Origin of the sequence: Stenotrophomonas sp. CASM106 (assembly GCF_049384825.1) — a bacterium.
Classification (GTDB): Bacteria; Pseudomonadota; Gammaproteobacteria; order Xanthomonadales; family Xanthomonadaceae; genus Stenotrophomonas; species Stenotrophomonas muris.
On record NZ_JBMRFS010000003.1, the window covers coordinates 260,049 to 283,826 of the forward strand.

Genomic DNA, 23,778 nt, shown 5'->3' on the forward strand with positions numbered 1-23,778 from the left:
CTCCGGAAGCAAGCCAGCCGAGCATGGGCTCGGCTCTACAGGCCGGTCAATGGGAGAACTCGCGCAGCATCACCGCGATCGAGGCCACGTTGGCCAGCACGCACAGCCAGAACACCCACTGGAATGCGGCTTTGCGATGCTTGTGGCGGAACAGCGCCTGGCCCAGCAGCGCGCCGGGCCAGCCTCCGGCGAAGGCCAGCAGCTGCAGGGTGCGCTCGGGAATGCGCCATCGCTTTCGCTGCGCCGCGCGCTTGTCGTGGCCATACAGCCCGAACGACACCGCACTGGCCAGCAGGCACCAGCCACCCAGCCACAGCGGCAGCACACCGCTGATCATCAAGGCGGTCAGCGCGCCGAAGGCGGCCAGCGCGAGGTTACGCCGCCACGCCACTTACAGCGCGTCGAGGAAGCCGCGCACGGCCGGGCCGAAACGCTCGAAATCGACGAGGAAGGCATCATGGCCCTGTGGCGATTCCAGGCCGATGAAGCGCGCATCGGCACCGCCGGCACGCAGGCCGTCGGCGACCTGTTGCTGCTGCTGCACCGGGAACAGGATGTCGGTGTTGGCGCCGATGGCCAGTGCCTTCTCCACCCGGATCTTCGCCAGCCCGGCCAGCACATCGCCGTCGGCGTACTCGGCCAGGTCGAACCAATCCATCGAACGGCTCAGGTACAGATAGCAGTTGGGATCGAAGAAACGCACGAAGCGCCGTGCGTGGCCTTCCAGATAGCTTTCCACCTGGAATTCCAGCCCGAACGGATCGTCGTCGGCCTGGTCCGAATCCAGCCGCACGCGGCCGAAGCGGCCATCCCATTCCAGTGCCGAGCGGTAGGTGATCACGCCCAGCTTGCGCGCCATGCGCATGCCGGACTCGGGGTACTCGGCATCGTCGTAGTGGCCGCCATTCCAGCGCGGGTCGAGACGGATCGCCTCGCGCTGCAGCGAGCGGATCGCGATCGAGAACGGCAGCGCCTGCGCACTGCCGGAAATGTTGACGTGGCTGCGCGCGATGCCCGGGTGCAGCATCAGCACGGCCAGCGCGGTCATCCCGCCCATGGAATTGCCGACCACGCAGGCCAGCTGCGCGATGCCCAGCGCACGCACGACTTCGATCGCGGCGCGAGCGCCGTCTTCGATCGACAGCTCGGGGAAGTCCAGGCGGTAGGGCTCAGCGCTGGCCGGGTTGATCGAGGCGGGGCCGGTCGATCCCTTGCAGCTGCCCAGCGAATTCACGCAGACCACGAACCAGCGGCGGGTATCGATGGGTTTGCCGGGGCCAACCATCGCTTCCCACCAGCCCGGCGCCGGATTGGCCTCGTTGGCCGCCGCATGCGCATCCGGCGACAGGCCGGTCACGATCAGGATCGCATTGCCGGCGTCGGCGGCCAGCGTGCCCCAGGTCTCGTAAGCCACGCGTGCGCCATGCAGGGCGCCACCGCGCTTGAACGGGAACGGCGAGGGCAGGGCGTGGAAGCGGGTGCCGGGCGGGATGAATTCGGTCATGCAGTCATTCTAGCGGGGCCGCATGTGGAGCTGGCGACACGCTGGTTTCCATCGGCGATGCAGGTAGTGCCGGCCGCTGGCCGGCAACCTCATGAATCCTGATGCGCGTGTGTGGTTGCCGGCCAGCGGCCGGCACTACCGGGCGGAGCGTCAAGGGAACCGCAGTTCCACCACGCCTTCATGCGGCAGGCTTACCTTCACCGGAACGCTCTGCAGGTCGTCCTCGCTGCGGTTGGCGCTGCCGCTGCGCGAGATGCGTGCCACCACTTCCACTTCGCGATGGGCCGACAGCGGTGCGGTCGGCATCGGGCTGTCACCGTCGCCCAGCCCGACCGTGTCCGGGAATCCGGCCAGGGGCAGCTTGCGCGCGGCCAACGGCATCGGTGGTCCACCCACGGCGCGGGCCAACACGAATACCTGGGTGCTGGCCGGCCACTCGGTGCCCTTCAACGCAGGCAGGTGCACACGCACCTGCAGCAGTGCCGGTGGCGACGCGGGCGCAGCATCGGGCGCCTGGCCGGCGGCCTCGCGCGCGATGGCGATCTGTGCCTGCAGCGCCTGCGCGGCACCCGGCTCCAGTCGTGGCAGCAGGCCGCTCCACACATCCGCGGCCTCGGCGTTCTTTCCGCGCTGGCGCAGGGCGATGCCCAGCAGCCAGCTGGCGCGCTCGGCATCGGGAGCCTGTGCGCGCGCCTGCTGCAACCAGGCCATTGCGGTGTCATCGAACTGCTTGCCGGCATCAGCCTGCGCGCGCGCCTGCGCGGCTTCCACCAGCACGCCCGGATCTTCCGGTGCCAATGCGGCGGCCCTCGCGAAGGCATCCGCCGCGGCTGCGGCGTTGCCCAGTTCGGCCTGCGAACGGCCGAGCAATGCCCAGCCGTCGGCACGCTGCGGGTCGCGCTCCAGTGCGTCCTGCAGTGCCTGCACGCCATCGCGCAGGGTGGCTGCCGACGGGGTCGGTTGTACCTGTGCCGCCCTTGGGTCACCGACCAGCAGATACAGGCAGGCACCGGCCACGCCCAGCGCGAGCACGCCGACCACGAAACCGCGCCGACCGCGCTGGCGCAGTGGCCACAGCACCAGCGCTGCCATCAGCGCGGCGACCAGCCCGGCCAGCATCGGCAGCCAATGGTTCACCATTCGTCTCCTTCATCGGCCTCGCCGGCCGGCGCCGCGCCGACGGTGCGTCCACGTCGGCGGACGATGCCCAGCACTACCAGTGCACCGGCGCCGAGCACCAGCAGGGGGCCACCCCACAGCAGCCAGGTGCCCGGCTGCAACGGTGGTTGATAGAGCACGAACTCACCGTAGCGCGCGACCAGGAACTGCTTGATCTGTGCGTCGTCGTGCCCCTGCTGCATCAGCTGCAGCACCTCGCGGCGCAGGTCCTGGGCGATCTGCGCGTTCGAATCGGCCAGCGACTGGTTCTGGCACTGCACGCAGCGCAGCTGCGCGGCCAGGTCATGGAAGCGGCGTTCTTCGGCGTCATCGCGGAACTGCAGCGGCTGCGGATCGTGCAGCGGCTGCTGGGCCAGCGCGGCCAGCGGCAGCGTCAGAAGCAGCAACGCCAGCAGCCAGCGCATGGGCTCAGGGCGCCGTATGCAGGGTGTTGCCGGCACTGCCCTGGGCCTTCTCGATCTTCTGCAGCGCCGGGATCAGCTTCTCGTCGACCACGCGCTGGGTCATCGCACCGCTGTACTTCCAGCGCACGATGCCGCTGCCATCGACCAGGAAGGTTTCCGGTGCGGCGGTCACGCCCCAGTCGATCGCGGTACGGCCCTCGACATCGCTGAGCACGACCATGAACGGGTTGCCCAGCTGTTCCAGCCAGTGCAGCGCGTCGCTCGGGTCGTCCTTCCAGTTGTAGCCGATCACGCGCACACGCTTGCTTTCCGCGAAGCGGGTCAGCACCGGGTGTTCTTCGCGGCAGGCCGCGCACCAGCTGCCCCACACGTTCAGCAGGTAGGGCGCGCCGCGCAGGTCGTCGCTGTGCACGATCATTTCCGGGTCGTGCAGCACCGGCAGCGCGAATGCCGGCGCCGGTTTGTCGATCAGTGCCGACGGCAGTACGTCGCGCTGCGGATCGCCTGATTTCATCACCCCGTAGATCATCAGCCCGAGCAGGCCGAAGAAGAACAGCACGCCGATCACGATGGCTACCGGCGGCAGCGGGCGGGAGGGACGCGGGGTGGGGGACTCGGACATGGGAACTCCTACGGACGACGGAAACGGCGATCGGCGGCGGTGATGAATCCGCCCAGGGCCATCAACAGCGCGCCCAGCCAGATCCAGCGCACGTACGGTTTGATGTGCACCCGGACCGCCCATGCATTGTTGCCCAGCGGCTCGCCCAATGCCACGTAGACATCACCATTGAAGCGTGCATCGATGCCGGCCTCGGTCATCACCTGGCCGCCGCTGGCGTACTGGCGCTTCTCCGGGTGCAGCAGGGCCAGCTCGCGGCCGTCGCGGAACACGCGCAGGTGGCCGCGGTCGGCGATGAAGTTCGGGCCTTCGCGATGGTCCACGCCTTCGAAGCGCACTTCGTGGCGACCGACCACCAGCTGCTGGCCTGGTGCCAGCGCCACTTCGCGCTGCACGTTCAGCGCCTCCACCAGCAGCGCGCCGGCCAGGAACACGGCAATGCCGGCGTGGGCGACGATCATGCCGAGCATTTCGGCGGTGAAGCGGCCATTGCCGCGCAGGCGCTGCCAGACGAAGCGTGCGGTGCCGAGCGCGACCCAGGCCGCAGCGGCCACGCCGATGCCGGCCTTCCACCCGTTCTGCGGCGCCTGCCACCAGGCCAGCGCGCCCAGCAGCAGCGCCAGGCCCAGCCACGGTGCCAGCAGCGCGAAGGCGCGCGAGGGCTGGTCACGCTGCCATTTCACCAGCGGGCCGAACGGCAGCAGCAGGATCATCGGCGCCATCAGCAGCAGGAACAGGCTGCCGAAGTAGGGCGGGCCGACCGAGATCTTGCCCAGCGACAGCGCATCGGCCAGCAGCGGGTACAGCGTGCCGAGCAGCACCATCGCGCAGGCGGTGGCCAGCAGCAGGTTGTTGGCCAGCAGCAGGGTCTCGCGCGAGGTGGCGGTGAAGCCACGGCGTGGGTCCTCGGCGTCCACGCTCAGCTGGCTGGCACGCAGCGCGTACAGCAGCAGGCTGCCACCGACCAGCACCGACAGGAACACCAGGATGAACAGGCCGCGCGAGGGATCGGCGGCGAACGAATGCACGCTGGTCAGCACGCCGGAGCGCACCAGGAACGTGCCCAGCAGCGACAGCGCGAAGGCGGCGATCGCCAGCAGCAGGGTCCAGCTGCCGAAGGTGCCGCGCTTTTCAGTGACGGCCTGCGAATGGATCAATGCCGCACCGACCAGCCACGGCATGAAGCTGGCGTTCTCCACCGGGTCCCAGAACCACCAGCCGCCCCAGCCCAGCTCGTAATAGGCCCACCAGCTGCCCAGCGCGATGCCCAGGGTCAAAAAGCCCCAGGCGACGTTGGTCCATGGCCGCGTCCAGCGCAGCCAGCGTGCGTCCACGCGGCCTTCCAGCAGTGCGGCAACCGCGAAGGCGAACGGCACCGCGAAGCCGACATAGCCCAGGTACAGCATGGGCGGATGGATGATCAGCCCCGGGTCCTGCAGCAGCGGATTGAGGTCGCGGCCTTCCAGCGGTGCCGGGTTCAGGCGCAGGAACGGGTTGGAGGTGAAGATCAGGAAGGCGAGGAAGCCGACGCTGACCACGCCCATCACCGCCAGCACGCGCGCCTGCACCGGTGCGGGCAAGTGCCGCGAGAACAGCGCCACCGCGCCGGTCCACAGCGCCAGCACCAGCGCCCACATCAGCAGCGAGCCCTCGTGCGCGCCCCAGACCGCCGAGTAGCGGTAGACCATCGGCAGCAGCGAATTGGAGTTCTCGGCCACGTAGCGCACCGAAAAATCCTGCTGCACGAACGCGGCGGTCAGTACCGCGAACGCGCCGGCGAGCAACAGCAGCTGTGCGAACGCGGCCGGCCGTGCCACCGCCATCCACGCGGTGTTGTTGCGATGCGCACCGACCAGCGGCAGGCCGGCCTGCAGCAGCGAGGCCAGCAACGCGCACAGCAGCAGGATCTGACCCAGTTCGGGCAGCACTCAGCGCACCTCGGGTGCCGTCACCGGCACGTCGTGCTTGCGATGGGCGTCGCCCATCTTGTCGGCCACTTCCTTCGGCACGTACTTCTCATCGTGCTTGGCCAGCACCTCGTCGGCGACGAAGGTGCCGTCCTGCAGGCGGCCGCTGGCGACCACCGCCGTGCCTTCGGCGAACATGTCCGGCAGGATCCGCGACGTGGTCACCGCCAGCTGCGCGTCGCCGTCGGTCACCTCGAAGCGTGCCTCCAGCGAGCCGACCGGTCGGTTGAAGGAACCTTTCACCACCATGCCACCGAGGCGGAAGCGCGACTGTGCATCGACATCGCCGCGCAGCACTTCCGACGGCGTGTACAGGTAGGCGATGTTGCGCTCCAGTGCCATCGCCACCAGTGCGGTGGCCAGGCCGGAGGCGAGCAGGGCCAGCAACACCCACACCAGGCGGCGGCGCTGTACCGGGGTCATCGTTCCAGCTCCGTCGACAACGGCGCCGCTGCGTCCTGCCTGCCGGCGCGGGTCTGCTGGCGCTGCTGGCGGGCCAGTGCCAGCCGGCGCGCCACGCGCAGGCGCAGCCACGAACCGATGGCATCGGCGCCGAGCACCAGCACGAACACCGCGTAGGCACCGATCACATAGGGCAGGTGGGTCATGGCTGGGCCTCCCGGGCCGGGCGTCCGGCGTCGACGCGGCCGCCGACCCAGGCCTTGCCGGCCTCGCGGTCGAGATTGTCGGCGCGGGCCTTGGCCAGCACCGAACCGGCGAACCAGAACTTGGTGCCGATCACCATCCACCACAGCGGCGCGATCATCGCGCTGCTGATCGCCGATTCACCGAATACGTTGATCGACTGGCGCTGGTGCAGGCCGCCCCACCAGTCCACCGAGTAGCGGATCACCGGCAGCAGGCTGACACCGACGATGGCCAGCAGGCCGGCCGCACGTGCGGCGCTGCGGCGGTCCTCGATGGCGTGGTACAGGCCGATCACGCCCAGGTACAGGAACAGCAGCACCAGCTCGCTGGTCATGCGCGGGTCCCAGTCCCACCAGGTGCCCCAGGTGCCCTTGCCCCAGATGCTGCCGGTCAACAGGGTGATCAGGGTGAAGCCGGCGCCCATCGGCGCGCAGGCCATGGCCAGGATCTCGCAGACCTTGATCCGCCAGACCAGTGCGATGGCCGCATACAGCGCCATCAGCGCGAAGACGAACAGGCTCATCCAGGCACTGGGTACGTGGATGTAGAGGATGCGGAAGCTGTCCAGCTGCTTGGCTTCCGGTGGCACCACCAGCAGCGCCTGCCACATGCCGACCAGCAGCACCGGCACCGCCGCGAGGTAGAACACCCGCGACCAGCGGGCAGCGAAACGGTCGAACGTGGGGGGCGAACCGAGTTGGTGGAACCAGCGGACAATCGGATTCATGCGTGGCGGCTATCCAGCAGGGGTGGATTGGCTCTCAGCTCGGTCAACTCAGAGAAATACGTATTGCAGCGGCAGTGGCCAGCGGCGCCAGCACCAGCGCGACCAGCAGGCCGGCGCCCAGCATCAGCAGCGCACCGACCGGATCCTGTCCGCGTCCGGCTGCCGCCAGGCTGCCTGCGCCGAATACCAGCACCGGCACGTACAGCGGCAACGACAGCAGCGCCACGAGAATACCAGAGCGTCGGATGCCAACGGTCAGTGCAGCGACCACGCCACCGATCAGGCTCAGCAACGGCGTGCCCAGCAGCAACGATGCCAGCAACATCGGCAGCTGGTCATGCGGCAGATGCAGCATTTCGGCCAGCAGCGGGCTGACCACGATCAGCGGCAGCGCAGTGGTGGCCCAATGCAGCAGCACGCGCACCAGCACCAGCCAGGCCAGCGGCACCGGCGCCAGCAGCCATTGTTCCAGCGAGCCATCCTCGGCGTCGGAACGGAACAGCGAATCCAGCGACAGCTGTCCGGCCAGCAGCACGGCCAGCCACAGCACTGCACCGGCGGTGGCGGCCAACAGCTGTGGTTCGCGGCCCTGGGCCAGGGCGAACAGCACTACTACCAGCACCGCGAACAGCAGCGGCTGCAGCGCGTCGCCGCGGCGGCGCCAGAGCAGGCGCAGGTCGCGCTTGAGCAGGGCGCCCGCGGTCTGCCACAGGCCCGGTTCGGTACCCGGCGCGATCATGCGGCACCGCCGAGGTCGAGCTGGCGGGTACGCACCGGCGGTGCGGCATAGGCGCCATGGGTGGTGACCAGCGCAGCGCCGCCGGCGCGCAGGTGCGCCGAGATCATCCGGTTGACCAGGGTGATGCCCTCCAGGTCGAGGTTGGCATAGGGTTCGTCCAGCAGCCACAACGGCGCCGGCGACAGCCAGATGCGCGCCAGTGCCAGCCGCCGCTTCTGTCCGGCCGACAGATGCCGTACCAGGGTGTCCTCATAACCGGCCAGGCCGACGATGGCCAGCGCGTTGCCGGGCATCTGCCGCGCACGCCGTCCGTGCAGGCCGCACAGGAAATGCAGGTTTTCCAGCGTGCCGAGGTCCGGTTTCAGCGCTGGCAGGTGGCTGAGGTAGGCGACATAGCGCGCGCGCTCGGCATTGCTGGCCGGCTTGCCGTCGATCCGCACCTGGCCGGCACCGGGCCGGGCCAGGCCGGCCAGCACGCGCAGCAGGGTGGTCTTGCCGGCGCCATTGCCGCCCTGCACCAGCAGGGCTTCGCCGGCGTCCACATGGAAGTCCAGCGGGCCGAACACCGGCTCGTCATTGCGGGAGAAGCTCAGGCCGCTGGCAGCCAGCAATGCAGGGGTGTTCAAGGGGCAAAGGTCTTCATGCCGGAGTGCGGCGGCAATTGTAGCGGTGAATTCACAGGGTAGTGCCGGCCGCTGGCCGGCAGATGCGGCCAAGCGTCGCAGAGTGGCCGAGGTTGCCGGCCGGCGGCCGGCACTACCGACGCGCGGATTGCGTAAACTCGCAGGTCTGTTCCCCCACAGCCCAGGCCGATGCAACCCACCACCAAGCTGCCCAAGGTCGGTACCACGATCTTCACCGTGATGTCCCAGCTCGCCGCCGAACACGGCGCGGTCAACCTGGGCCAGGGTTTCCCGGACTTTTCGGCGCCGCAGCGCCTGATCGACGAGACCGCCAGGGCGATGGCCGCCGGGCTGAACCAGTACCCGCCGATGACCGGCGTGGCGCCGCTGCGCCAGGCCATCGCACAGAAGGTGCTGGACTGCTACGGCGCGCAGGTCGATGCGGACAGCGAGATCACCGTCACCAGCGGTGGCACCGAGGCCATCTTCAACGCCATCCACGCCGTGGTGCGTGCCGGCGAGGAAGTGATCGTGCTGGACCCGGCGTATGACTGCTACGAACCGGCGATCGACCTGGCCGGTGCCAGGGCCGTACATGTGTCGCTGGATCCGCAGACGTTCGCGGTCGATTGGGACCGCGTGCGCGCAGCGATCACCCCGCGCACCCGCATGCTGATCGTCAACACCCCGCACAATCCGTCCGGCGCGATGCTGTCGGCGCAGGACATGCAGGCGCTGGCCGAACTGCTGCGCGGCACGCAGATCTACCTGATCTCCGATGAGGTGTACGAACACATCATCTACGACGGCCGTCGCCATGAATCGGCGCTGCGCTACCCGGAACTGCGCGAGCGCGCGTTCGTCATCTCCAGCTTCGGCAAAACCTACCACTGCACCGGCTGGAAGATCGGCTATGCGATCGCCCCGCCGGCGCTGACCGCCGAGTTCCGCAAGGTGCACCAGTACAACACCTTCACCAGCTTCGGCCCGGCGCAGCATGGCTTCGCCGCGATGATCCGCGACGAACCCGAACACCACCTGGAACTGGGCGCGTTCTACCAGGCCAAGCGCGACCGCTTCCGCGAGCAGCTGGCCGGTACCCGCCTGAAGGCGCTGCCGGTGCCGGGCGGCTACTTCCAGCTGGTCGACTATTCGGCGATCAGCGACCTGCCGGACCATGAGTTCGTGAAGTGGCTGACCATCGAGAAGGGCGTCACCGCCATTCCGCTGTCGCCGTTCTATGAGACTCCGCCGGCCGGCCAGCGCCTGGTGCGCCTGTGCTTTGCCAAGAACGAAGCGACCATGGACGCGGCGATCGAACGCCTGCGCCTGCTGTGAGCGGAGACACGGACATGCAGGACCTGCGCATTTCCCTCGTCCAGGGCGACACCCGCTGGCATGACCCGGCCGGCAACCGCGCCTACTACGGTGCGTTGCTGGCACCACTGGCGGGCAGCACCGACCTGGTGATCCTGCCGGAGACCTTCACCAGTGGCTTCTCCAACGACGCCATCGCCCAGGCCGAAGGCATGGACGGGCCGACCGTGGCCTGGGTGCGCGAACAGGCCAAGGTCTTGAACGCGGCGGTGATCGGCAGCGTGCAGCTGCGCGCGGGCGACGGCGTCTACAACCGCCTGCTGTTCGCTACGCCTGATGGCGGGCTGCAGTACTACGACAAGCGGCACCTGTTCCGCTACGGCGGCGAGCATGAGCGCTATGCCGCTGGCCGTGAGCGCCTGAGCGTGGAATGGAAGGGCTGGCGGATCAATCCGCAGGTCTGCTACGACCTGCGCTTCCCGGTGTTCTGCCGCAACCGCTACAACGTCGAACGCCCGCAGCAGCTGGATTTCGACCTGCAGATCTTCGTCGCCAACTGGCCGTCGGCGCGCGCCTATGCATGGAAGACCCTGCTGCGTGCGCGGGCGATCGAGAACCTGTGCTTCGTGGCGGCGGTGAACCGCGTCGGCGTGGACGGCAACCAGCTGCACTACGCCGGCGACAGCGCGGTGATCGACTTCCTCGGCCAGCCGCAGGTGGAGATCCGCGAACGCGAACAGGTGGTGACCACCACCATTTCGGCCGAAGCACTGGCTGCACATCGCGCGCGTTTCCCGGCGATGCTCGATGCTGATGCCTTCCACCTGGACGAGCAGGCCTGAAACAGCACGACGGCGGCTGAATGCCTGCCACGCAGCGCGCGCGCCTGCATCCAGCGTGCACGCGCGCGCTGCTAGATTCGCCGGCAGTCCGACCGAACTGGAAGTCCTGCCATGAACAAGCCCTTCGCCCTGCTGCTGGCCCTGTCCGCTGCTACGCTGGCCCCGGCCGCGCACGCCGCCGGCAACCTCGATTGCCAGCTGCGCTACAACCTGTCCGGCTGGTCACTGATCTACAAGACCGCTTCCGGCAACGGCACGGTCAGCTGCAGCAACGGCACCAGCCTGCCGGTGCGTATCGAAGTGAAGGGCGGCGGCCTGACCGTGGGCAAGTCGAAGATCACCAATGGCCGTGGCAGCTTCACCGGCGCCGTCAGCGTCAACGAGCTGCTGGGCACCTACGCCTCGGTTGGCGCGCATGCGGGTGCCGTGAAGTCCAGCAACGCGCAGGTGATGACCAAGGGCGACATCTCGCTGGCCCTGTCCGGCACCGGCAAGGGCTGGGATCTGGGCGTGGACGGCGCCGCCTTCACCATCAGCCGGCGCTGAGCCGTGCCGGCCGCTGCAGCCACAATGCAAGCAGGCCGCACACGATGAGTGTCGGTGCCAGCAGTTGCAGTGCACCGACCACGGCCATCGCCACGCCGATCAACAGGTAGTAGAGCAGGCCGAACAGGGCGCCCGCGCTGCCCAGGCAGTGCGGGTATCCGCGGAGGGCCTGGCCCAGCACATTGGGAATGGCCAGGCCGAACCCGGCCACCACCGGTACCATCGCCGCGACCAGTGCCGGCTGATTGTGCAGCAAGGCAGCCAACAGGCCACCGGCCAGCACCAGCCCTGCGGCGAGCCGGATGCGCGTGGCGGAGGCAACGCCTGCGCGCAGCAGGCGAGCATTGCCCCATGCACCCAGCGCCGAGCCGAGCGCCAGCAGCGCGCCGCTGGCACCGAACCAGGCCAGCGGCCAGTGCAGGCGTTCGAATACGAACGGGCCCAGCGCGTACCAGCTGTACATCGCCACGTTGAACGCCATCACCAGCAGCGCCTGTGACCACATCCAGCGATCACGCAGCAGTTGCCACAACAGTGGCAGCATGGGGGTGTGCGCGACTTCCGCAGGGCGGCTCTCGCGCAGGCCCGTTGCGCATCCGAGCATCAGCAGGCTGACCATCAGCAGCAGGCCGGCCTGCACGCCGGCATAGCCATGGCTGTCCACCAGCAGCACACCCAGTGCCAGCCCGATCGCCGGGCTCAAGGCCAGCGCCATGCCGATCCACGAGAACGCCTGCGCCAACGCCGGACCCTTCAGGTGATCGCGCAGTACGGTCTGGGTTACCACCGAGGCCGCCGCCGCACCCAGTGCGGCCAGTGCCTGCGCCAGCAGGACCTGGCCGAACGTGCTGGCCAGCAGGCCGCCGCAGGCGGCCAGTACGAACACGGCCAGGCCGCAGAGCAGGGCAGGGCGACGACCGACATGGTCGGCCAGCCGTCCCCACAGCAGGACGCCGGCGGCAAAACCGAACAGGTACAGGCTCATGGCCTGGCTGGCGGCGCCGGGGGGCAGTGCGAAGCGCCCGGCGAGGTCGGCCAGGGCCGGGCTGTACAGGGTCTGCGCCAACTGGGGGAACATCAGCAGCGCGATGGTGAGCAACAACAGGCGACGCGACATGCGGGTGCTCCGCAAACAGGGCCGCGTATTGTGGTGGCCGGCGGAGTGGCGCACTCTGTCGGTCCGGCCAGGAAATGGATGAAATCGGACATGGCGTGGCTGCAACCGGATGCGCACTTCGATGCGGATGCCTGGAGCGCACCGGTGCTGGGCATCGCGTCGTCGCTGGCCGATCATGATTCGGGTTGGCACCAGCACGCGCGCGCGCAGTTGCTGTACACCCGGCGGGGCTGCACGCGGCTGACCTTCGGCGACCGCATCAGCCTGCTGCCGCCCTCGCGCGCGGCATGGATTCCCGGCGGCCTGCGCCATCGCGCACAGATGCGCCAGGCCGTGGACTACCGCTCGCTGTATTTCGATGCCACGTTGTCGGCACGGCTGCCGCAGCAGCCGGCGATCATCGGCGTCGGTCCCCTGCTGCAGGCATTGCTGGAACCGATCGCGCAGGCGCCGTTCGACCATGACTGGCGGGCGCCACGCGCGCACCATCAATTGGCGTTGTGCGTGCTGGAGATCGCCGCCGCACCGGTGGCGCCGATGGACCTGCCGCTGCCACGCGATCCACGCATCGCGCGCTGCCTGCCGCTGGCCGAGCAGTTGCCGCCTGAACTGGGTGAGCTCGCTGCGCGTGCGGGCCTGAGCGTGCGCACGGTCGGCCGGTTGATGCAACGCGACACCGGCATGGGCTACCAGGCCTGGCGCCAGCAATGGCGCCTGATGCGTGCCATGGAGCTGCTGCTGCTTGGCCATCGCATCGGGCACGTTGCGCAGGACACTGGTTTTTCCGCCGAGAGTCCGTTCATCGCCTTTTTCCGCAGCATGACCGGCACCACGCCCGCCGCTTTCCAGCGCCACGCAAAAGGGGACGGAGGGGATTAAGTCGCTTTCGCCCTTCGACGCACAGCGTGGCGAAAACGACTTAATCCCCTCCGTCCCCTTTTCAAAGAAAAACCCCGGCCGGAGCCGGGGTTCTGCATTTCAACGTGGCTGCCGATCAGCCGCCGCGCGGGCCGCTGCGGCGCGGGCCGCCGGGACCGCGGTTGCCACCGGGGCCGCCCGGGCCTCGGTTGCCACCCGGACCACCGGGACCACGGTTACCACCCGGGCCACGGTGGTTGCCACCGCCCGGACCGCGACCGCCCGGACGGGCGCCGTGTGCCGGCTTCGGGCTGCCATACGGGTTGAAGCCCGGGGTGGCGTGGTCGGACGGGAAGCTCGGGGCGTTGCCCGGATGGCCGTACGGGTGCTTGTTGCCCTGGCCCTGCGAGCGGTTGCCGCCACCGGCCGGACGACCCTGGCCGCCTGCGCCGCCACGGCCTTCGCCGCCGAAACCGCCACGGCCCTGGCCGCCACCGGCGCCTGCGCCCGGGCCCTTCGGCTTGCCGTACGGACGGCCCTGGCCGCCTGCACCCGGACCACGGGCACCGGGGCCGCGTGCGCCCGGGCCGGCGTTGCGATGGCCGCTCGGGCCGGTGCTCACGCCATCCGGCACGTACCAGGTGCGGAACGCGGCCGGATTGCCTTCCGGCAGCGAACGATCATTCTTCTGGGCGCGCTGCTTGAACGGCTTCTGCGACTGCTTGGCTGCCGCTTCACCGCTGACCGTCAGGCCGCCCTTGAAGCCGCCACCCTTGCCGCCGCGACCACGGCCGCGGTCTTCGCGGACGTTGTCGAAACGACGCAGCTCGCGGCCTTCGTCGGCGGTGTTGTGGCCGTTGACGTAGGCGTTGCCACGGCCACCTTCGCGCACGCGCACGGTGGTCTTGGCCGCGCGGCGCTGGCCGATCACCGGCTGCAGCGTCAGTGCCGACGGTGCGCCTTCTTCCAGCTTCAGCTGGGCGCGCAGGGCTTCAACCTGCGTGGTGCCCAGTTCCACCGAATGGCCACGGGCCAGTTCGCGCGGCAGGCTCACCTTGCCATAGCGGGTGCGCTTCAGGCGGCTGACCTGGCAGCCCTGCGACTCCCACAGCCGGCGCACTTCGCGGTTGCGGCCTTCCTTCACCACGACGCGGAACCAGTCGTGCGAATCGGTGCCGCCGATGCGTTCGATCTCATCGAACTTGGCCGGGCCGTCTTCCAGCGCGACGCCACGGGTGAGGCGGTCGACGATGGCGTCAGAGACCTTTTCCTCGCCTTCCGGCGCACGCACGCGCACCACGTACTCGCGCTCGACCTCGAACGACGGGTGCATCATGGCGTTGGCCAGCTCACCGTCGGTGGTGGCCAGCAGCAGGCCGGTGGTGTTGATGTCCAGGCGGCCGATGGCGATCCAGCGCGCGCCCTTCAGCGGCGGCAGCGACTCGAACACGGTCGGGCGGCCTTCCGGATCATCGCGGGTGGTCACTTCGCCTTCCGGCTTGTTGTAGACCAGCACGCGCGACGGCTCGGCCAGGGCTGTGGCGACGAAGCCGCGGCCATCCAGTTCGATCTTGTCGCCGCTCTTGACCGACATGCCGGTCTGCGCGACTTCACCGTTGACCTTGACCAGGCCTTCGGCGATGCGCTGTTCCAGCGCGCGGCGCGAGCCGAGGCCGGCCTGGGCGAGCACCTTGTGCAGGCGTTCTTCCAGCTTGAACTGTTCGGAGGTGGCTTCGCGCTTCAGCGAGAGCTTGTTACGGGGGGTGTCACTCATCAGTTTTGCTCCGGCCGACGGTTTCGAGGTCGGCCTCTGGTTCGGAATCGGCTTGGTCAACAGCCACGGTCGTCATCGCGACGGCGTTGTCTTCGCGTTCGTTCACTGGCACCGCGCGCTCGCCCGGCGCGGAATCGGGGTGCCCATCATCGAGGGGCGAAGGTGCTTGCTCATCGGTGGCCGACGCAGGGGCTGCATCGGCGGAATCGGGGGTGTCACTGCCGGCCAGGCCGGCGTCATCGTTCGCGGCAGCGCCATCGGCGCCGGCCGAGATGTCCGGACCCTCGGCACCGGCGACGGCCGGCGCATCGCGGTCCAGGGCAAGCTGCGGTTCCAGCTCGCCCAGGTCCTTCAGCTCCGACAGCGGCGGCAGTTCGTCCAGCCGCTTCAGCCCGAAGTAGTCCAGGAAGCCCTTGGTGGTGCCGAACAGCGCCGGTTTGCCGGGCACGTCGCGGTGGCCGACCACGCGGATCCACTCGCGTTCTTCCAGCGCCTGGATGATGTTGCTGCTGACCGCCACGCCGCGCACCTGTTCGATCTCGCCGCGGGTGATCGGTTGCCGGTAGGCGATCAGCGCCAGGGTTTCCAGGGTGGCACGGGTGTAGCGGGTCTTGCGTTCGGTCCACAGCCGGCTGATCCAGCCATGCACTTCGCCGGTGACCTGGTAGCGGAAGCCGGAGGCGACCTCGACCAGTTCCACGCCGCGGCCTTCGCAGGCCTCGCGCAGGCGTTCCAGCGCACGTTCGATGCTGCCCGGCGGTGCCGGTTCCTCTTCCGGGAACAGGTCCTTCAGCTGGGCCAGGGTGAGCGGCTGGCTGGAAGCCAGCAGGGCACCCTCGACAATGCGGTTGATCAGCGATTGATCCATCGGCAGTCAGCGCTCACTCGTCTGCATTGGCGTCGTCGTCGTTGTCGTCGAACTCGCTGCTGAACTGCAGCGGGGCATTGGTGTTGCCGGCCGCCAGCGACTTCACGTAGATCGGCGCCAGCGGTTCTTCCTGGACGATGTCCAGCAGCTGTTCCTTGGCCAGCTCCAGCACCGCCAGGAACGTGACCAGCACGCCCAGCTTGCCTTCTTCGGCGGTGAACAGCCCTTCAAAACGATAGAACTTGCCATCTTCCAGGCGTCCCAGCACTTCGCCCATGCGTTGCCGCACGCTCAGTGCCTCACGCTTGATGGCGTGGCCGCTGAACAGCTCGGCGCGCTTGAGCACGTCGTGCAGGGCCAGCAGCATTTCCTTCAGGTCCACCGGCGGCGGCAGCTTCACCGTGGCACGTTCGGGCATGAAGGCATGTGCCACGGTGGTATCGCGGTCCTGGCGGGGCAGGGCGTCGATGTTCTCGGCGGCCTGCTTGAAGCGTTCGTACTCCTGCAGCCGGCGCACCAGTTCGGCGCGCGGGTCGGCTTCATCGCCTTCCTCGCTGACCGGGCGCGGCAGCAGCATCCGCGACTTCACCTCGGCCAGGATCGCGGCCATCACCAGGTATTCGGCCGCCAGCTCGAAGCGCAGCTCGCGCATCACGGTGATGTACTCCACGTACTGCCGGGTGATCTCGGCAACGGGAATGTCCAGTACATCCAGGTTCTGGCGGCGGATCAGGTACAGCAGCAGGTCCAGCGGGCCTTCAAAGGCATCCAGGATGACTTCCAGCGCGTCCGGCGGGATGTACAGGTCCTGCGGAATCTGCAGGACCGGTTGCCCATGCACCACGGCCAGCGGCATTTCCTGCTGCTGGGGGGCGGGCGGCCGGGTTGGCGGGTTCGCGTCGAGCGCGAGTTCGGAAGTCATCTAATGGACATCAGGATTGCAACGGACCAGTCGCGGCACCGGGTTCGCCGGGCCAACGCCACGGAGCCCCAAGGCGCCAGACACGCCGGGATCGGCGCGATTCCACACATATCAAACAGCGGGACGCGCCGCGGTAAACGGCAGCGACAGAACTACGGGGAGGTCGTCTACGTGGCCCGGCCGGGTGGTCCGGTTTGAAGCAGCGGGACGGTCGTCGGGGGCTGCGTTGGCCGCAAAAACCGACGGGCCGCTGCATCCAGCCACGTGCAATGGAGTCTAGGGTAAGCCTTTGCCGCGCCAGTGTCCAGCCGGACCGGGGCGGGGGCTGCATTGGCTAGAATCTGCGGACCCGACAACGCAAGCGAGGAAATGCCGGTGTGGTATGTGATCGAAGGGTATGACGGCCAGGATGTGCTGGCGCAGCGGCTGCAGGCGCGGCCGGAACACCTGGCGCGGCTGCACGCGCTGCGCGACGAGGGACGCCTGCTGCTGGCCGGCCCGTGCCCGGCGGTGGACAGTGAAGACCCGGGCCCGGCCGGTTTCAGCGGCTCGGTGGTGATCGCGCAGTTCGAGTCGTTGCCGCAGGCCCAGGCCTGGGCCGATGCCGACCCGTACGTGGCTGCCGGCGTCTACACCCGCGTGCAGGTACGCCCGTTCCGCAAGGTCCTGCCGTGAACGCGGAACGGATCGAGCGGATCCGTGATGCGCTGCAGCAGGCGCTGGCACCCAGCGTGCTCGAGATCGAGGATGACAGCCATCGCCATGCCGGCCATGCCGGCGCGCGCGACGGGCGCGGCCATTTCAACGTCCATGTGGTGAGTGAACGCTTCGCCGGACTGGCTCCGTTGGCCCGGCATCGCGCGGTCTATGCCGCGCTGGGGTCGATGATGGACACCGATATCCACGCGCTGTCCATCCGCGCACATACCCCGTCAGAACAGGGCTGAGCCCTTGTCCCGCACTGTCCTGGCGGGTCCGCAAGGGCCTGGCCACGGACAGGTTTTCATGTCCATTTCGGGACATTCGCCTAACGGACTGTTTACAAGCCCAGATGGAAACGCTTACATTCCGCGCCAATGCTGGTAGGTCCAAGCCGTGGAGGGCGGCTTCGTGAACAAGGCAGCTATCACAATCAAAGACGTCGCACGCGAAGCCCGGGTCTCCGTGGCCACGGTTTCCCGCGCGCTCAACGGGCATGAAAATGTCGCCGAACCGGTCCGCCAGCTTGTGCTGGAGGTGGCCGCACGGCTGCGTTACACCCCGCATGCCGCCGCCCGCAGCCTGAGCAGCCGCCGCACCAATACGGTGGGCGTGGTGCTGCCTGACCTGTACGGCGAATTCTTCTCCGAACTGATGCGCGGCATCGACGGCGTGGCCCGCAACCGCCGCCAGCACCTGCTGGTGTCCAGCTACCACGGCGACCAGGAACAGCAGGGCGCCGCCCTGCGTGCCATGCGCGGCCGCGTCGACGGCCTGCTGGTGCTCTCGCCCTATGCCGAGAGCCCGGGCTTCCTGACCGACAACCTGCCGCAGTCGCTGCCGACGGTGTTGATCAACACCTATCTGCCCGGGCAGGACCATCCGGTGCTCAGCATCGACGATCACGCCGGTGCGATGGCGATGACCCGCCACCTGCTGGACGCCGGCCACCGCCGCATTGCCTTCATTTCTGGCCCGGACCTCAACTTCGACGCGCGCGAGCGCCTGCGCGGCTTCCGTGACGCGCTGGTGGCGTTTGGCAGTGGCGCCGAGGGCATCGAGCTGCCCGGTGATTTCGACGAAGCTTCCGGCCATCGCGCCGGTCAGGAGTTGCTGGCAGCCGGAGCGCTGCCCGATGCCGTGTTCGCCGCCAACGACATGATGGCCCTGGGCTGCCTGTATGCGTTCACGCAGGCTGGTGTCCGTGTGCCGGTCGATGTTGCCCTGGCAGGTTTCGATGACATTCCACTGGCGCGTTTCGTCCACCCGTCGCTGACCACCATGCAGGTCAGCATCGCCGAGCTCGGCGACCGGGCCATGACGCGCCTGATGCAGTTGATGGACGGCACCTCCACGGATGGGACAGGGGACAAGCAGACCCTGGTTCCCCGCTTGATAGTTCGCGATTCCACCACTCCGCCATCCGGCCATTGAAGCCAGAGGCGTTCCTTCTTTTTTTTGACTGATCGCAGGGACCGCGCAAGCGGTTACCGCCACCCGGAGATTGAGTTGATGATGCATACCACCTTCCGCATGCCGGCGCGCCGGCTGCTGAGCACCGCACTGGTCAGCTGCCTGATGCTGGCCGCCGCCCCCAACGTCATGGCGCAGTCGGCCAACGCCAGCCTGCGCGGCCAGGTTGCCGGCGCCCAGGCAGGTACCGAAGTGACCGCCACCAACGTGGCCACCGGTACCGTCCGCCGTGGCACCATCCGCGCCGACGGCAGCTACTCGCTGATGGGCCTGGACCCGGGTACCTATGACGTGGTCGCCAACGGCCAGACCCAGAAGGTCACCGTCACCGTGGCCTCGACCGCGACGCTGAACTTTGCCGGTGCCGCCAGCAGCACCCCCGGTTCGACCGCGGCCACCAACCTGGACACCGTCAACGTCGTCGCGCCGACCCTGCTGCAGGAAGTGCGCACCTCCGAAGTCGGCAAGACCGTCAGCCTGCAGCAGATCCAGACCACCCCGCAGGTCTCGCGCAACTTCCTGGAGTTCGCCGACGCGGTGCCGGGCCTGATCTTCACCCGCGATGCCAAGGGCAACACCTCGCTGCGCGGCGGCGCCACCAATGCCGACGGCACCAACGTGTACATCGACGGCGTAGGCCAGAAGAGCTACGTCAAGGGCGGCGGCGTGGCCGGCCAGTCCGGCAGCGCCGGCAACCCGTTCCCGCAGCTGGCCATCGGCGAATACAAGGTCATCAGCGGCAACTACAAGGCCGAGTACGGCCAGGTGTCGAGCGCCGCCGTGACGGCTGCGACCAAGTCCGGCACCAATGAGTTCAAGGGCGAGGCGTTCTACCGCTACACCGATGAAGACATGCGTGCCAAGACCCCGGCAGAGCGTCAGGGTGGCAAGGAAAAGATGGTCTCGGCCGAGAAGGAATACGGCTTCGCCCTGGGCGGCCCGATCATCCAGGACAAGGCGCACTTCTTCGTGACCTACGAAGCCAAGCGCTTCGACCTGCCGGTCACCATCGCGCCGGATGGCGCGGTCACCGGCGCTGCCGGCCTGCTGCCGCCCGCCGGTGCCGCCGGCCTCGGCCCGGCCAGCCAGCCGTTCCAGCAGGATCTGATCTTCGGCAAGATCGACTTCGAGCCGACCGACAACGACCGCATCGAGCTGACCTTCCAGGACCGCGACGAAACCCAGTCGCAGTTCAGCGGCCAGACCTCGCCGGAAGCCGGCCGTGAAGTGGTCAACACCGACCGTCGTTATGCCCTGCGCTGGAACCACAGCGGTGAGCGCTACTACAACGAGTTGATGGTCACCCACGAAGATTCGTTCAACAATCCGACCCCGCTGACGCTGGCCAACGGCATCACCTACACCGCACCGGACGGCCCGGAAGACCGCACCATCGTGAAGATCGGTGGCGCCTCGGCACTGGATTCGCAGGTGAAGGGCCAGAAGGGCTGGTCGATCGAAGACAACCTGACCCTGGATGGCATCCAGTGGGCGGGCGACCACACCATCAAGATGGGCGTGAAGTACAAGCAGATCGACCTGTACGCGTCCGATGCGGCGCAGATCAACCCGACCTTCACCTACTCGCTGGGTGATCCGGACTTCCCCGATTCCATTCCGTACAAGGCGCAGTTCGTCAAGCCGGTGACCGGCGTGACCGGTGTGTCCGGCGAAGTGCGTTCGAAGTCCAAGCAGTACGGCGTGTTCATCCAGGACGACTGGCAGGTCAATGACCACCTGCAGCTGAACATCGGCCTGCGCTGGGACTACGAAAAGACCCCGTCCTACCTGGACTTCGTGACCCCGCAGCAGGTGGTCGACGCCATCTATTCGCAGGATCCGCGCGCTCCCGCCGGCCAGACCTATGCCGATTCGCTGGCACTGGGCGGCCTGGACATCAGCGACTACATCAGCAACGGTCACAACCGCAAGGCATTCAAGGATGCCTGGCAGCCGCGCCTGGGCTTCTCGTATGACATCAATGCCGACGAGCAGCACGTGATCCACGGTGGTGCCGGCCGTTCCTACGACCGTGACCTGTTCGACAACCTGCAGCTGGAAACCACCAAGCTGGCCCTGCCGCAGCCGACCATCTACTTCCGCAACCCGGCCACCGGCGCCTGCATCAACGGCCAGGCCGCCTGCTATGACTGGAACCCGAACCTGCTCAACGGCATCGGCAACCTGCAGGCACTGGTCGGCGCGACCAGCAATGCCGGCCTGGAAGTGGACCTGCTGAACAACAAGCTGAAGGCGCCGTACTCGGATCAGTTCAGCCTGGGCATGAGCAACCAGATCGGCGACTGGCTGACCGACGCCACCATCGCTCGAACCCTGAGCTACGACGGCTTCGCCTTCACCCTGGGCAACCGCTACCCGACCGGCCAGTTCTTCGATGATCCGCGCCTGTGTGGTGGCACCTCCCCGGGCCTGAGCCAGGCCTGGAGCTGCAACGTGCCGGGCTTCGGCAGCCTGATCATCGGCCAGCAGGGCATCAAGACCCGTGCCACCCAGGTCCTGCTGTCGGCACAGAAGCCGTTCACCAAGGAAAGCGGTTGGGGCACCTCGATCGCCTATACCTGGACCACCGCGCGCCACAACCGTGACATCAACGAGAAGTACGCCTTTGATCGCGGTCTGATCGGTGATTACCCGACCATCCGTTCCAACGGCGCGCCGCGCCACCGCCTGGTGGTGACCGGTTCGTACGCGGGCTTCTGGGGCATCACCTTCGGCGGCAAGATCACCCTGGCCACCCCGACCGCCGTCAACGACTGGTACCCGGTGATGCAGGCCAGCGGCTACACGCTGCCGACTCCGCAGGCGGCCGTGCCCAACGCAACCGGCAAGTTCCTGGTGGGCGGCAAGATCTTCGGCTACCGTTCGGTCGACCTGCAGGCGACGAAGACGTTCAAGATGCCGGGCAACACTGAGCTGTACGCCCGCCTGGACATCATCAACGTGTTCAACTTCGACAACTTCTCCACCTACAACTACGTCAAGACCAACGGCAAGCTGCAGGCCAGCTACAACGAGACCGGCGACATCATCGGTACGCCGCGCCAGGTCAAGGCCGAAGTGGGCTTCCGCTTCTAAGCCCGGATGGATGCATGACCCCGATGCCGCCGCTCCGCCGGCGGCATCGGGCGCCTGAAAATGGCAATGGCCGGCCCCGTGCCGGTCCATTGCCCACGCCGCTGCCGGCCAGGGGGCAGCGGCGTGGGCAATGATCGCGGTGTCAGGCCACGTTTTTCGTGGTTTTTTAAGCACACACCTTGTAAACGATTTCAGATCATTGGACGGTATGCTTTCCCATCGATCAGACCACCGGAGGAACCGCGCCATGCAGGCACGCCATCTGTTGTCCGCCGCAGCGCTGAGCCTGGCCGTGGCCGCCTGCCAGCCGGCCCAGCAGGAACCTGCCAAACCGCGCCCGCCGGTGATCCTGATCGAGGCCGATGCACCGCCTCGGCCCATGAAGCCTGAGCTGCCGCCGCTGTTCGATGACATCGAGCGCCGCACCTTCCAGTTCTTCTGGGATACCACCAACGAGGTCAACGGGCTGACCCCGGACCGCTACCCGTCGCGGCCGTTCGCCAGCATCGCCTCGGTCGGCTTCGCGCTGACCGCCTATCCGATCGGCATCGAGAACGGCTGGGTCAGCCGCAACCAGGCGATCGACCGCACGCTGACCACGCTGAAGTTCTTCCGCGACGTGCCGATGGGCCCGCAGCGCACCGGCAAGGCCGGTTACAAGGGCTTCTACTACCACTTCCTGGACATGCAGGAAGGCCGTCGCTACGACAGCTGGGTCGAGCTGTCATCGGTGGATACCGCGCTGCTGATGATGGGCGTGCTGTTCGCGCAGTCGTACTACGACGGTGATGATCCGCGCGAGAAGGAAATCCGCCAGATCGCCGATACGTTGTACAAGAAGGTCGACTGGCCGTGGCTGCAGCAGCGTGCACCGCTGATCTCGATGGGCTGGTTCCCGGAGAGCGGTTTCATCGACCACGACTGGATGGGCTACAACGAGGCGATGATGGTGTACATCCTCGCCCTGGGCTCGCCGACGCACCCGGTCAGCCCGGACGCGTGGACGGTGTGGACGCGTACCTACGACAACGACTGGGGCGTCTACCAGGGCCAGGAATACCTGTCCTTCGGCCCGCTGTTCGGCCACCAGTACAGCCACGTCTGGATCGACTTCCGCGACATCCAGGACGCTTACATGCGCGAGCGCGGCAGCACCTATTTCCTCAACAGCCGGTCGGCCGCGCTGGCCCAGCGCGAATATGCCATCGCCAACCCGATGCAGTGGAAGGAGTATGGCGAGAACGTGTGGGGCCTGACCGCCAGCGATGGTCCGCAGAACACCACGCAGGAGTACCGCGGCGAGCAGCGCCAGTTCCGCCACTACTCCTCGCGCGGCGCCGGCCTGCGCGAGAACTTCGATGACGGCACCATCGCCCCGACCGCTGCGATCGCCTCGGTGGTGTTCGCCCCCGAGCAGGTGATCCCGGCCACGCTGGAGATGCACAAGCGCTTTGGCGACTACATCTATTCCAGCTACGGCTTCCTGGATTCGTTCAACCCCAGCTTCAACTACGACATCCCGATCAAGACCGGTCGTCTGGTTCCCGATCGCGGCTGGGTCGCCAGCGACTACATCGCCATCGACCAGGGCCCGATCCTGACCATGATCGCCAACTACCGCGATGACTTCGTCTGGGAAGTGATGAAGAAGAACCCGTACATCCGCAAGGGCCTGGAGCGGGCCGGGTTCAGTGGCGGCTGGCTGGCGCCGGAAGGGTCGTTCCAGCCGCTGGAACTGCAGAAAGACGAAAAGGCCGCGGCAGCACGCGCGGTGGGTATCGCCGAATCACGCGCGGCTGCCGCGCAGGAACAGAAGAACAATGCCAACCGCACCACAGGCCAGGGCAAGTAGC

At 67.7% G+C, this 23,778-nt stretch carries 24 protein-coding genes; 9 read left to right on the top strand and 15 right to left on the bottom strand.

Features of this window, described 5'->3' with window-relative positions; all coding sequences use genetic code 11:
- Nucleotides 1-46 precede the first annotated feature (46 nt).
- From VG556_RS08590 to ccmA, 11 genes are all read right to left on the bottom strand, one after another.
- Nucleotides 47-391: a DUF1294 domain-containing protein gene (locus tag VG556_RS08590; protein ID WP_014647770.1), complete on the bottom strand. Its 345-nt coding sequence runs from the start codon at nt 389-391 to the stop codon at nt 47-49.
- Entirely contained in the window at nt 392-1,504 is a 1,113-nt protein-coding gene (metX, locus tag VG556_RS08595; RefSeq protein ID WP_032958152.1) for a homoserine O-acetyltransferase MetX, read from the bottom strand.
- 150 nt (nt 1,505-1,654) lie between these two features.
- Nucleotides 1,655-2,644 (bottom strand): tetratricopeptide repeat protein, encoded by a 990-nt coding sequence (locus VG556_RS08600; protein WP_100450337.1) that lies wholly within the window; start codon nt 2,642-2,644, stop codon nt 1,655-1,657.
- The gene (locus tag VG556_RS08605; RefSeq protein WP_100450336.1) at nt 2,638-3,087 is read right to left on the bottom strand and encodes a cytochrome c-type biogenesis protein; all 450 of its coding nucleotides are present in this window, start codon (nt 3,085-3,087) and stop codon (nt 2,638-2,640) included. Before VG556_RS08605 ends, VG556_RS08600 begins: the two co-directional genes overlap by 7 nt.
- A gap of 4 nt (nt 3,088-3,091) precedes the next feature.
- A complete protein-coding gene (locus VG556_RS08610) occupies nt 3,092-3,709 on the bottom strand; it encodes a DsbE family thiol:disulfide interchange protein (RefSeq protein ID WP_100450335.1) in 618 nt (205 codons plus the stop codon).
- A gap of 8 nt (nt 3,710-3,717) precedes the next feature.
- Nucleotides 3,718-5,637, bottom strand: a complete 1,920-nt coding sequence (locus VG556_RS08615; protein ID WP_053495344.1) for a heme lyase CcmF/NrfE family subunit — start codon at nt 5,635-5,637, stop codon at nt 3,718-3,720.
- Nucleotides 5,638-6,099: a cytochrome c maturation protein CcmE gene (gene ccmE / locus VG556_RS08620; protein WP_014647764.1), complete on the bottom strand. Its 462-nt coding sequence runs from the start codon at nt 6,097-6,099 to the stop codon at nt 5,638-5,640.
- On the bottom strand, nt 6,096-6,284 hold the full coding sequence (gene ccmD / locus VG556_RS08625) for a heme exporter protein CcmD (RefSeq protein ID WP_005410342.1): 189 nt from the start codon (nt 6,282-6,284) through the stop codon (nt 6,096-6,098). The genes ccmE and ccmD overlap by 4 nt, the downstream gene beginning before the upstream one ends.
- The gene (ccmC, locus tag VG556_RS08630) at nt 6,281-7,051 is read right to left on the bottom strand and encodes a heme ABC transporter permease CcmC (protein WP_032960090.1); all 771 of its coding nucleotides are present in this window, start codon (nt 7,049-7,051) and stop codon (nt 6,281-6,283) included. Before ccmC ends, ccmD begins: the two co-directional genes overlap by 4 nt.
- A gap of 43 nt (nt 7,052-7,094) precedes the next feature.
- On the bottom strand, nt 7,095-7,790 hold the full coding sequence (gene ccmB / locus VG556_RS08635; protein ID WP_006456616.1) for a heme exporter protein CcmB: 696 nt from the start codon (nt 7,788-7,790) through the stop codon (nt 7,095-7,097).
- Nucleotides 7,787-8,677 carry a heme ABC exporter ATP-binding protein CcmA gene (gene ccmA / locus VG556_RS08640; protein ID WP_414616646.1) on the bottom strand — a complete coding sequence of 297 codons (891 nt, stop codon included), beginning with the start codon at nt 8,675-8,677 and terminating at the stop codon, nt 7,787-7,789. Before ccmA ends, ccmB begins: the two co-directional genes overlap by 4 nt.
- Here ccmA and VG556_RS08645 point away from each other — a divergent pair.
- The 3 genes from VG556_RS08645 to VG556_RS08655 all read left to right on the top strand — a co-directional run bounded on the left by VG556_RS08645 (nt 8,603) and on the right by VG556_RS08655 (nt 11,118).
- Nucleotides 8,603-9,751 carry a pyridoxal phosphate-dependent aminotransferase gene (locus VG556_RS08645; protein ID WP_032960092.1) on the top strand — a complete coding sequence of 383 codons (1,149 nt, stop codon included), beginning with the start codon at nt 8,603-8,605 and terminating at the stop codon, nt 9,749-9,751. The two genes, ccmA and VG556_RS08645, sit on opposite strands and share 75 nt — an antisense overlap.
- A 14-nt stretch (nt 9,752-9,765) precedes the next feature.
- The gene (locus tag VG556_RS08650) at nt 9,766-10,572 is read left to right on the top strand and encodes an amidohydrolase (RefSeq protein ID WP_032960094.1); all 807 of its coding nucleotides are present in this window, start codon (nt 9,766-9,768) and stop codon (nt 10,570-10,572) included.
- 111 nt (nt 10,573-10,683) lie between these two features.
- On the top strand, nt 10,684-11,118 hold the full coding sequence (locus VG556_RS08655; protein ID WP_014037831.1) for a hypothetical protein: 435 nt from the start codon (nt 10,684-10,686) through the stop codon (nt 11,116-11,118).
- On the opposite strand, the gene VG556_RS08660 is transcribed toward VG556_RS08655, so the two are convergent.
- Entirely contained in the window at nt 11,105-12,235 is a 1,131-nt protein-coding gene (locus VG556_RS08660) for an MFS transporter (protein WP_100450333.1), read from the bottom strand. The two genes, VG556_RS08655 and VG556_RS08660, sit on opposite strands and share 14 nt — an antisense overlap.
- Nucleotides 12,236-12,325: 90 nt before the next feature.
- On the opposite strand from VG556_RS08660, the gene VG556_RS08665 reads away from it, so the two are divergent.
- The gene (locus tag VG556_RS08665; protein WP_069116916.1) at nt 12,326-13,114 is read left to right on the top strand and encodes an AraC family transcriptional regulator; all 789 of its coding nucleotides are present in this window, start codon (nt 12,326-12,328) and stop codon (nt 13,112-13,114) included.
- 115 nt (nt 13,115-13,229) lie between these two features.
- Here the strand turns inward: VG556_RS08665 and VG556_RS08670 are convergent, their stop codons facing one another.
- Genes VG556_RS08670 through VG556_RS08680 form a run of 3 tightly spaced genes read right to left on the bottom strand, consistent with a single transcriptional unit; the run spans nt 13,230 to nt 16,657 of the window.
- Nucleotides 13,230-14,867 (bottom strand): pseudouridine synthase, encoded by a 1,638-nt coding sequence (locus tag VG556_RS08670; RefSeq protein ID WP_014647756.1) that lies wholly within the window; start codon nt 14,865-14,867, stop codon nt 13,230-13,232.
- Entirely contained in the window at nt 14,860-15,735 is an 876-nt protein-coding gene (gene scpB, locus VG556_RS08675) for an SMC-Scp complex subunit ScpB (RefSeq protein WP_049406013.1), read from the bottom strand. The genes VG556_RS08670 and scpB overlap by 8 nt, the downstream gene beginning before the upstream one ends.
- A gap of 13 nt (nt 15,736-15,748) precedes the next feature.
- Nucleotides 15,749-16,657 (bottom strand): segregation and condensation protein A, encoded by a 909-nt coding sequence (locus tag VG556_RS08680; RefSeq protein ID WP_014647754.1) that lies wholly within the window; start codon nt 16,655-16,657, stop codon nt 15,749-15,751.
- 375 nt (nt 16,658-17,032) lie between these two features.
- Here VG556_RS08680 and VG556_RS08685 point away from each other — a divergent pair, with 375 nt between their 5' ends.
- The 5 genes from VG556_RS08685 to VG556_RS08705 all read left to right on the top strand — a co-directional run bounded on the left by VG556_RS08685 (nt 17,033) and on the right by VG556_RS08705 (nt 23,777).
- Nucleotides 17,033-17,332 (top strand): YciI family protein, encoded by a 300-nt coding sequence (locus VG556_RS08685; RefSeq protein WP_014037825.1) that lies wholly within the window; start codon nt 17,033-17,035, stop codon nt 17,330-17,332.
- Nucleotides 17,329-17,604 (top strand): BolA family protein, encoded by a 276-nt coding sequence (locus VG556_RS08690; RefSeq protein WP_014647753.1) that lies wholly within the window; start codon nt 17,329-17,331, stop codon nt 17,602-17,604. The genes VG556_RS08685 and VG556_RS08690 overlap by 4 nt, the downstream gene beginning before the upstream one ends.
- 148 nt (nt 17,605-17,752) lie before the next feature.
- Nucleotides 17,753-18,790 carry a LacI family DNA-binding transcriptional regulator gene (locus VG556_RS08695; RefSeq protein WP_032960106.1) on the top strand — a complete coding sequence of 346 codons (1,038 nt, stop codon included), beginning with the start codon at nt 17,753-17,755 and terminating at the stop codon, nt 18,788-18,790.
- A 78-nt stretch (nt 18,791-18,868) separates the two neighbouring features.
- Complete coding sequence (locus tag VG556_RS08700; protein ID WP_032960107.1) at nt 18,869-21,925, top strand: TonB-dependent receptor; 3,057 nt, start codon at nt 18,869-18,871, stop codon at nt 21,923-21,925.
- A 247-nt stretch (nt 21,926-22,172) separates the two neighbouring features.
- Nucleotides 22,173-23,777 (top strand): glucoamylase family protein, encoded by a 1,605-nt coding sequence (locus tag VG556_RS08705; RefSeq protein ID WP_014647750.1) that lies wholly within the window; start codon nt 22,173-22,175, stop codon nt 23,775-23,777.
- The last annotated feature ends 1 nt before the right edge of the window (nt 23,778 follow it).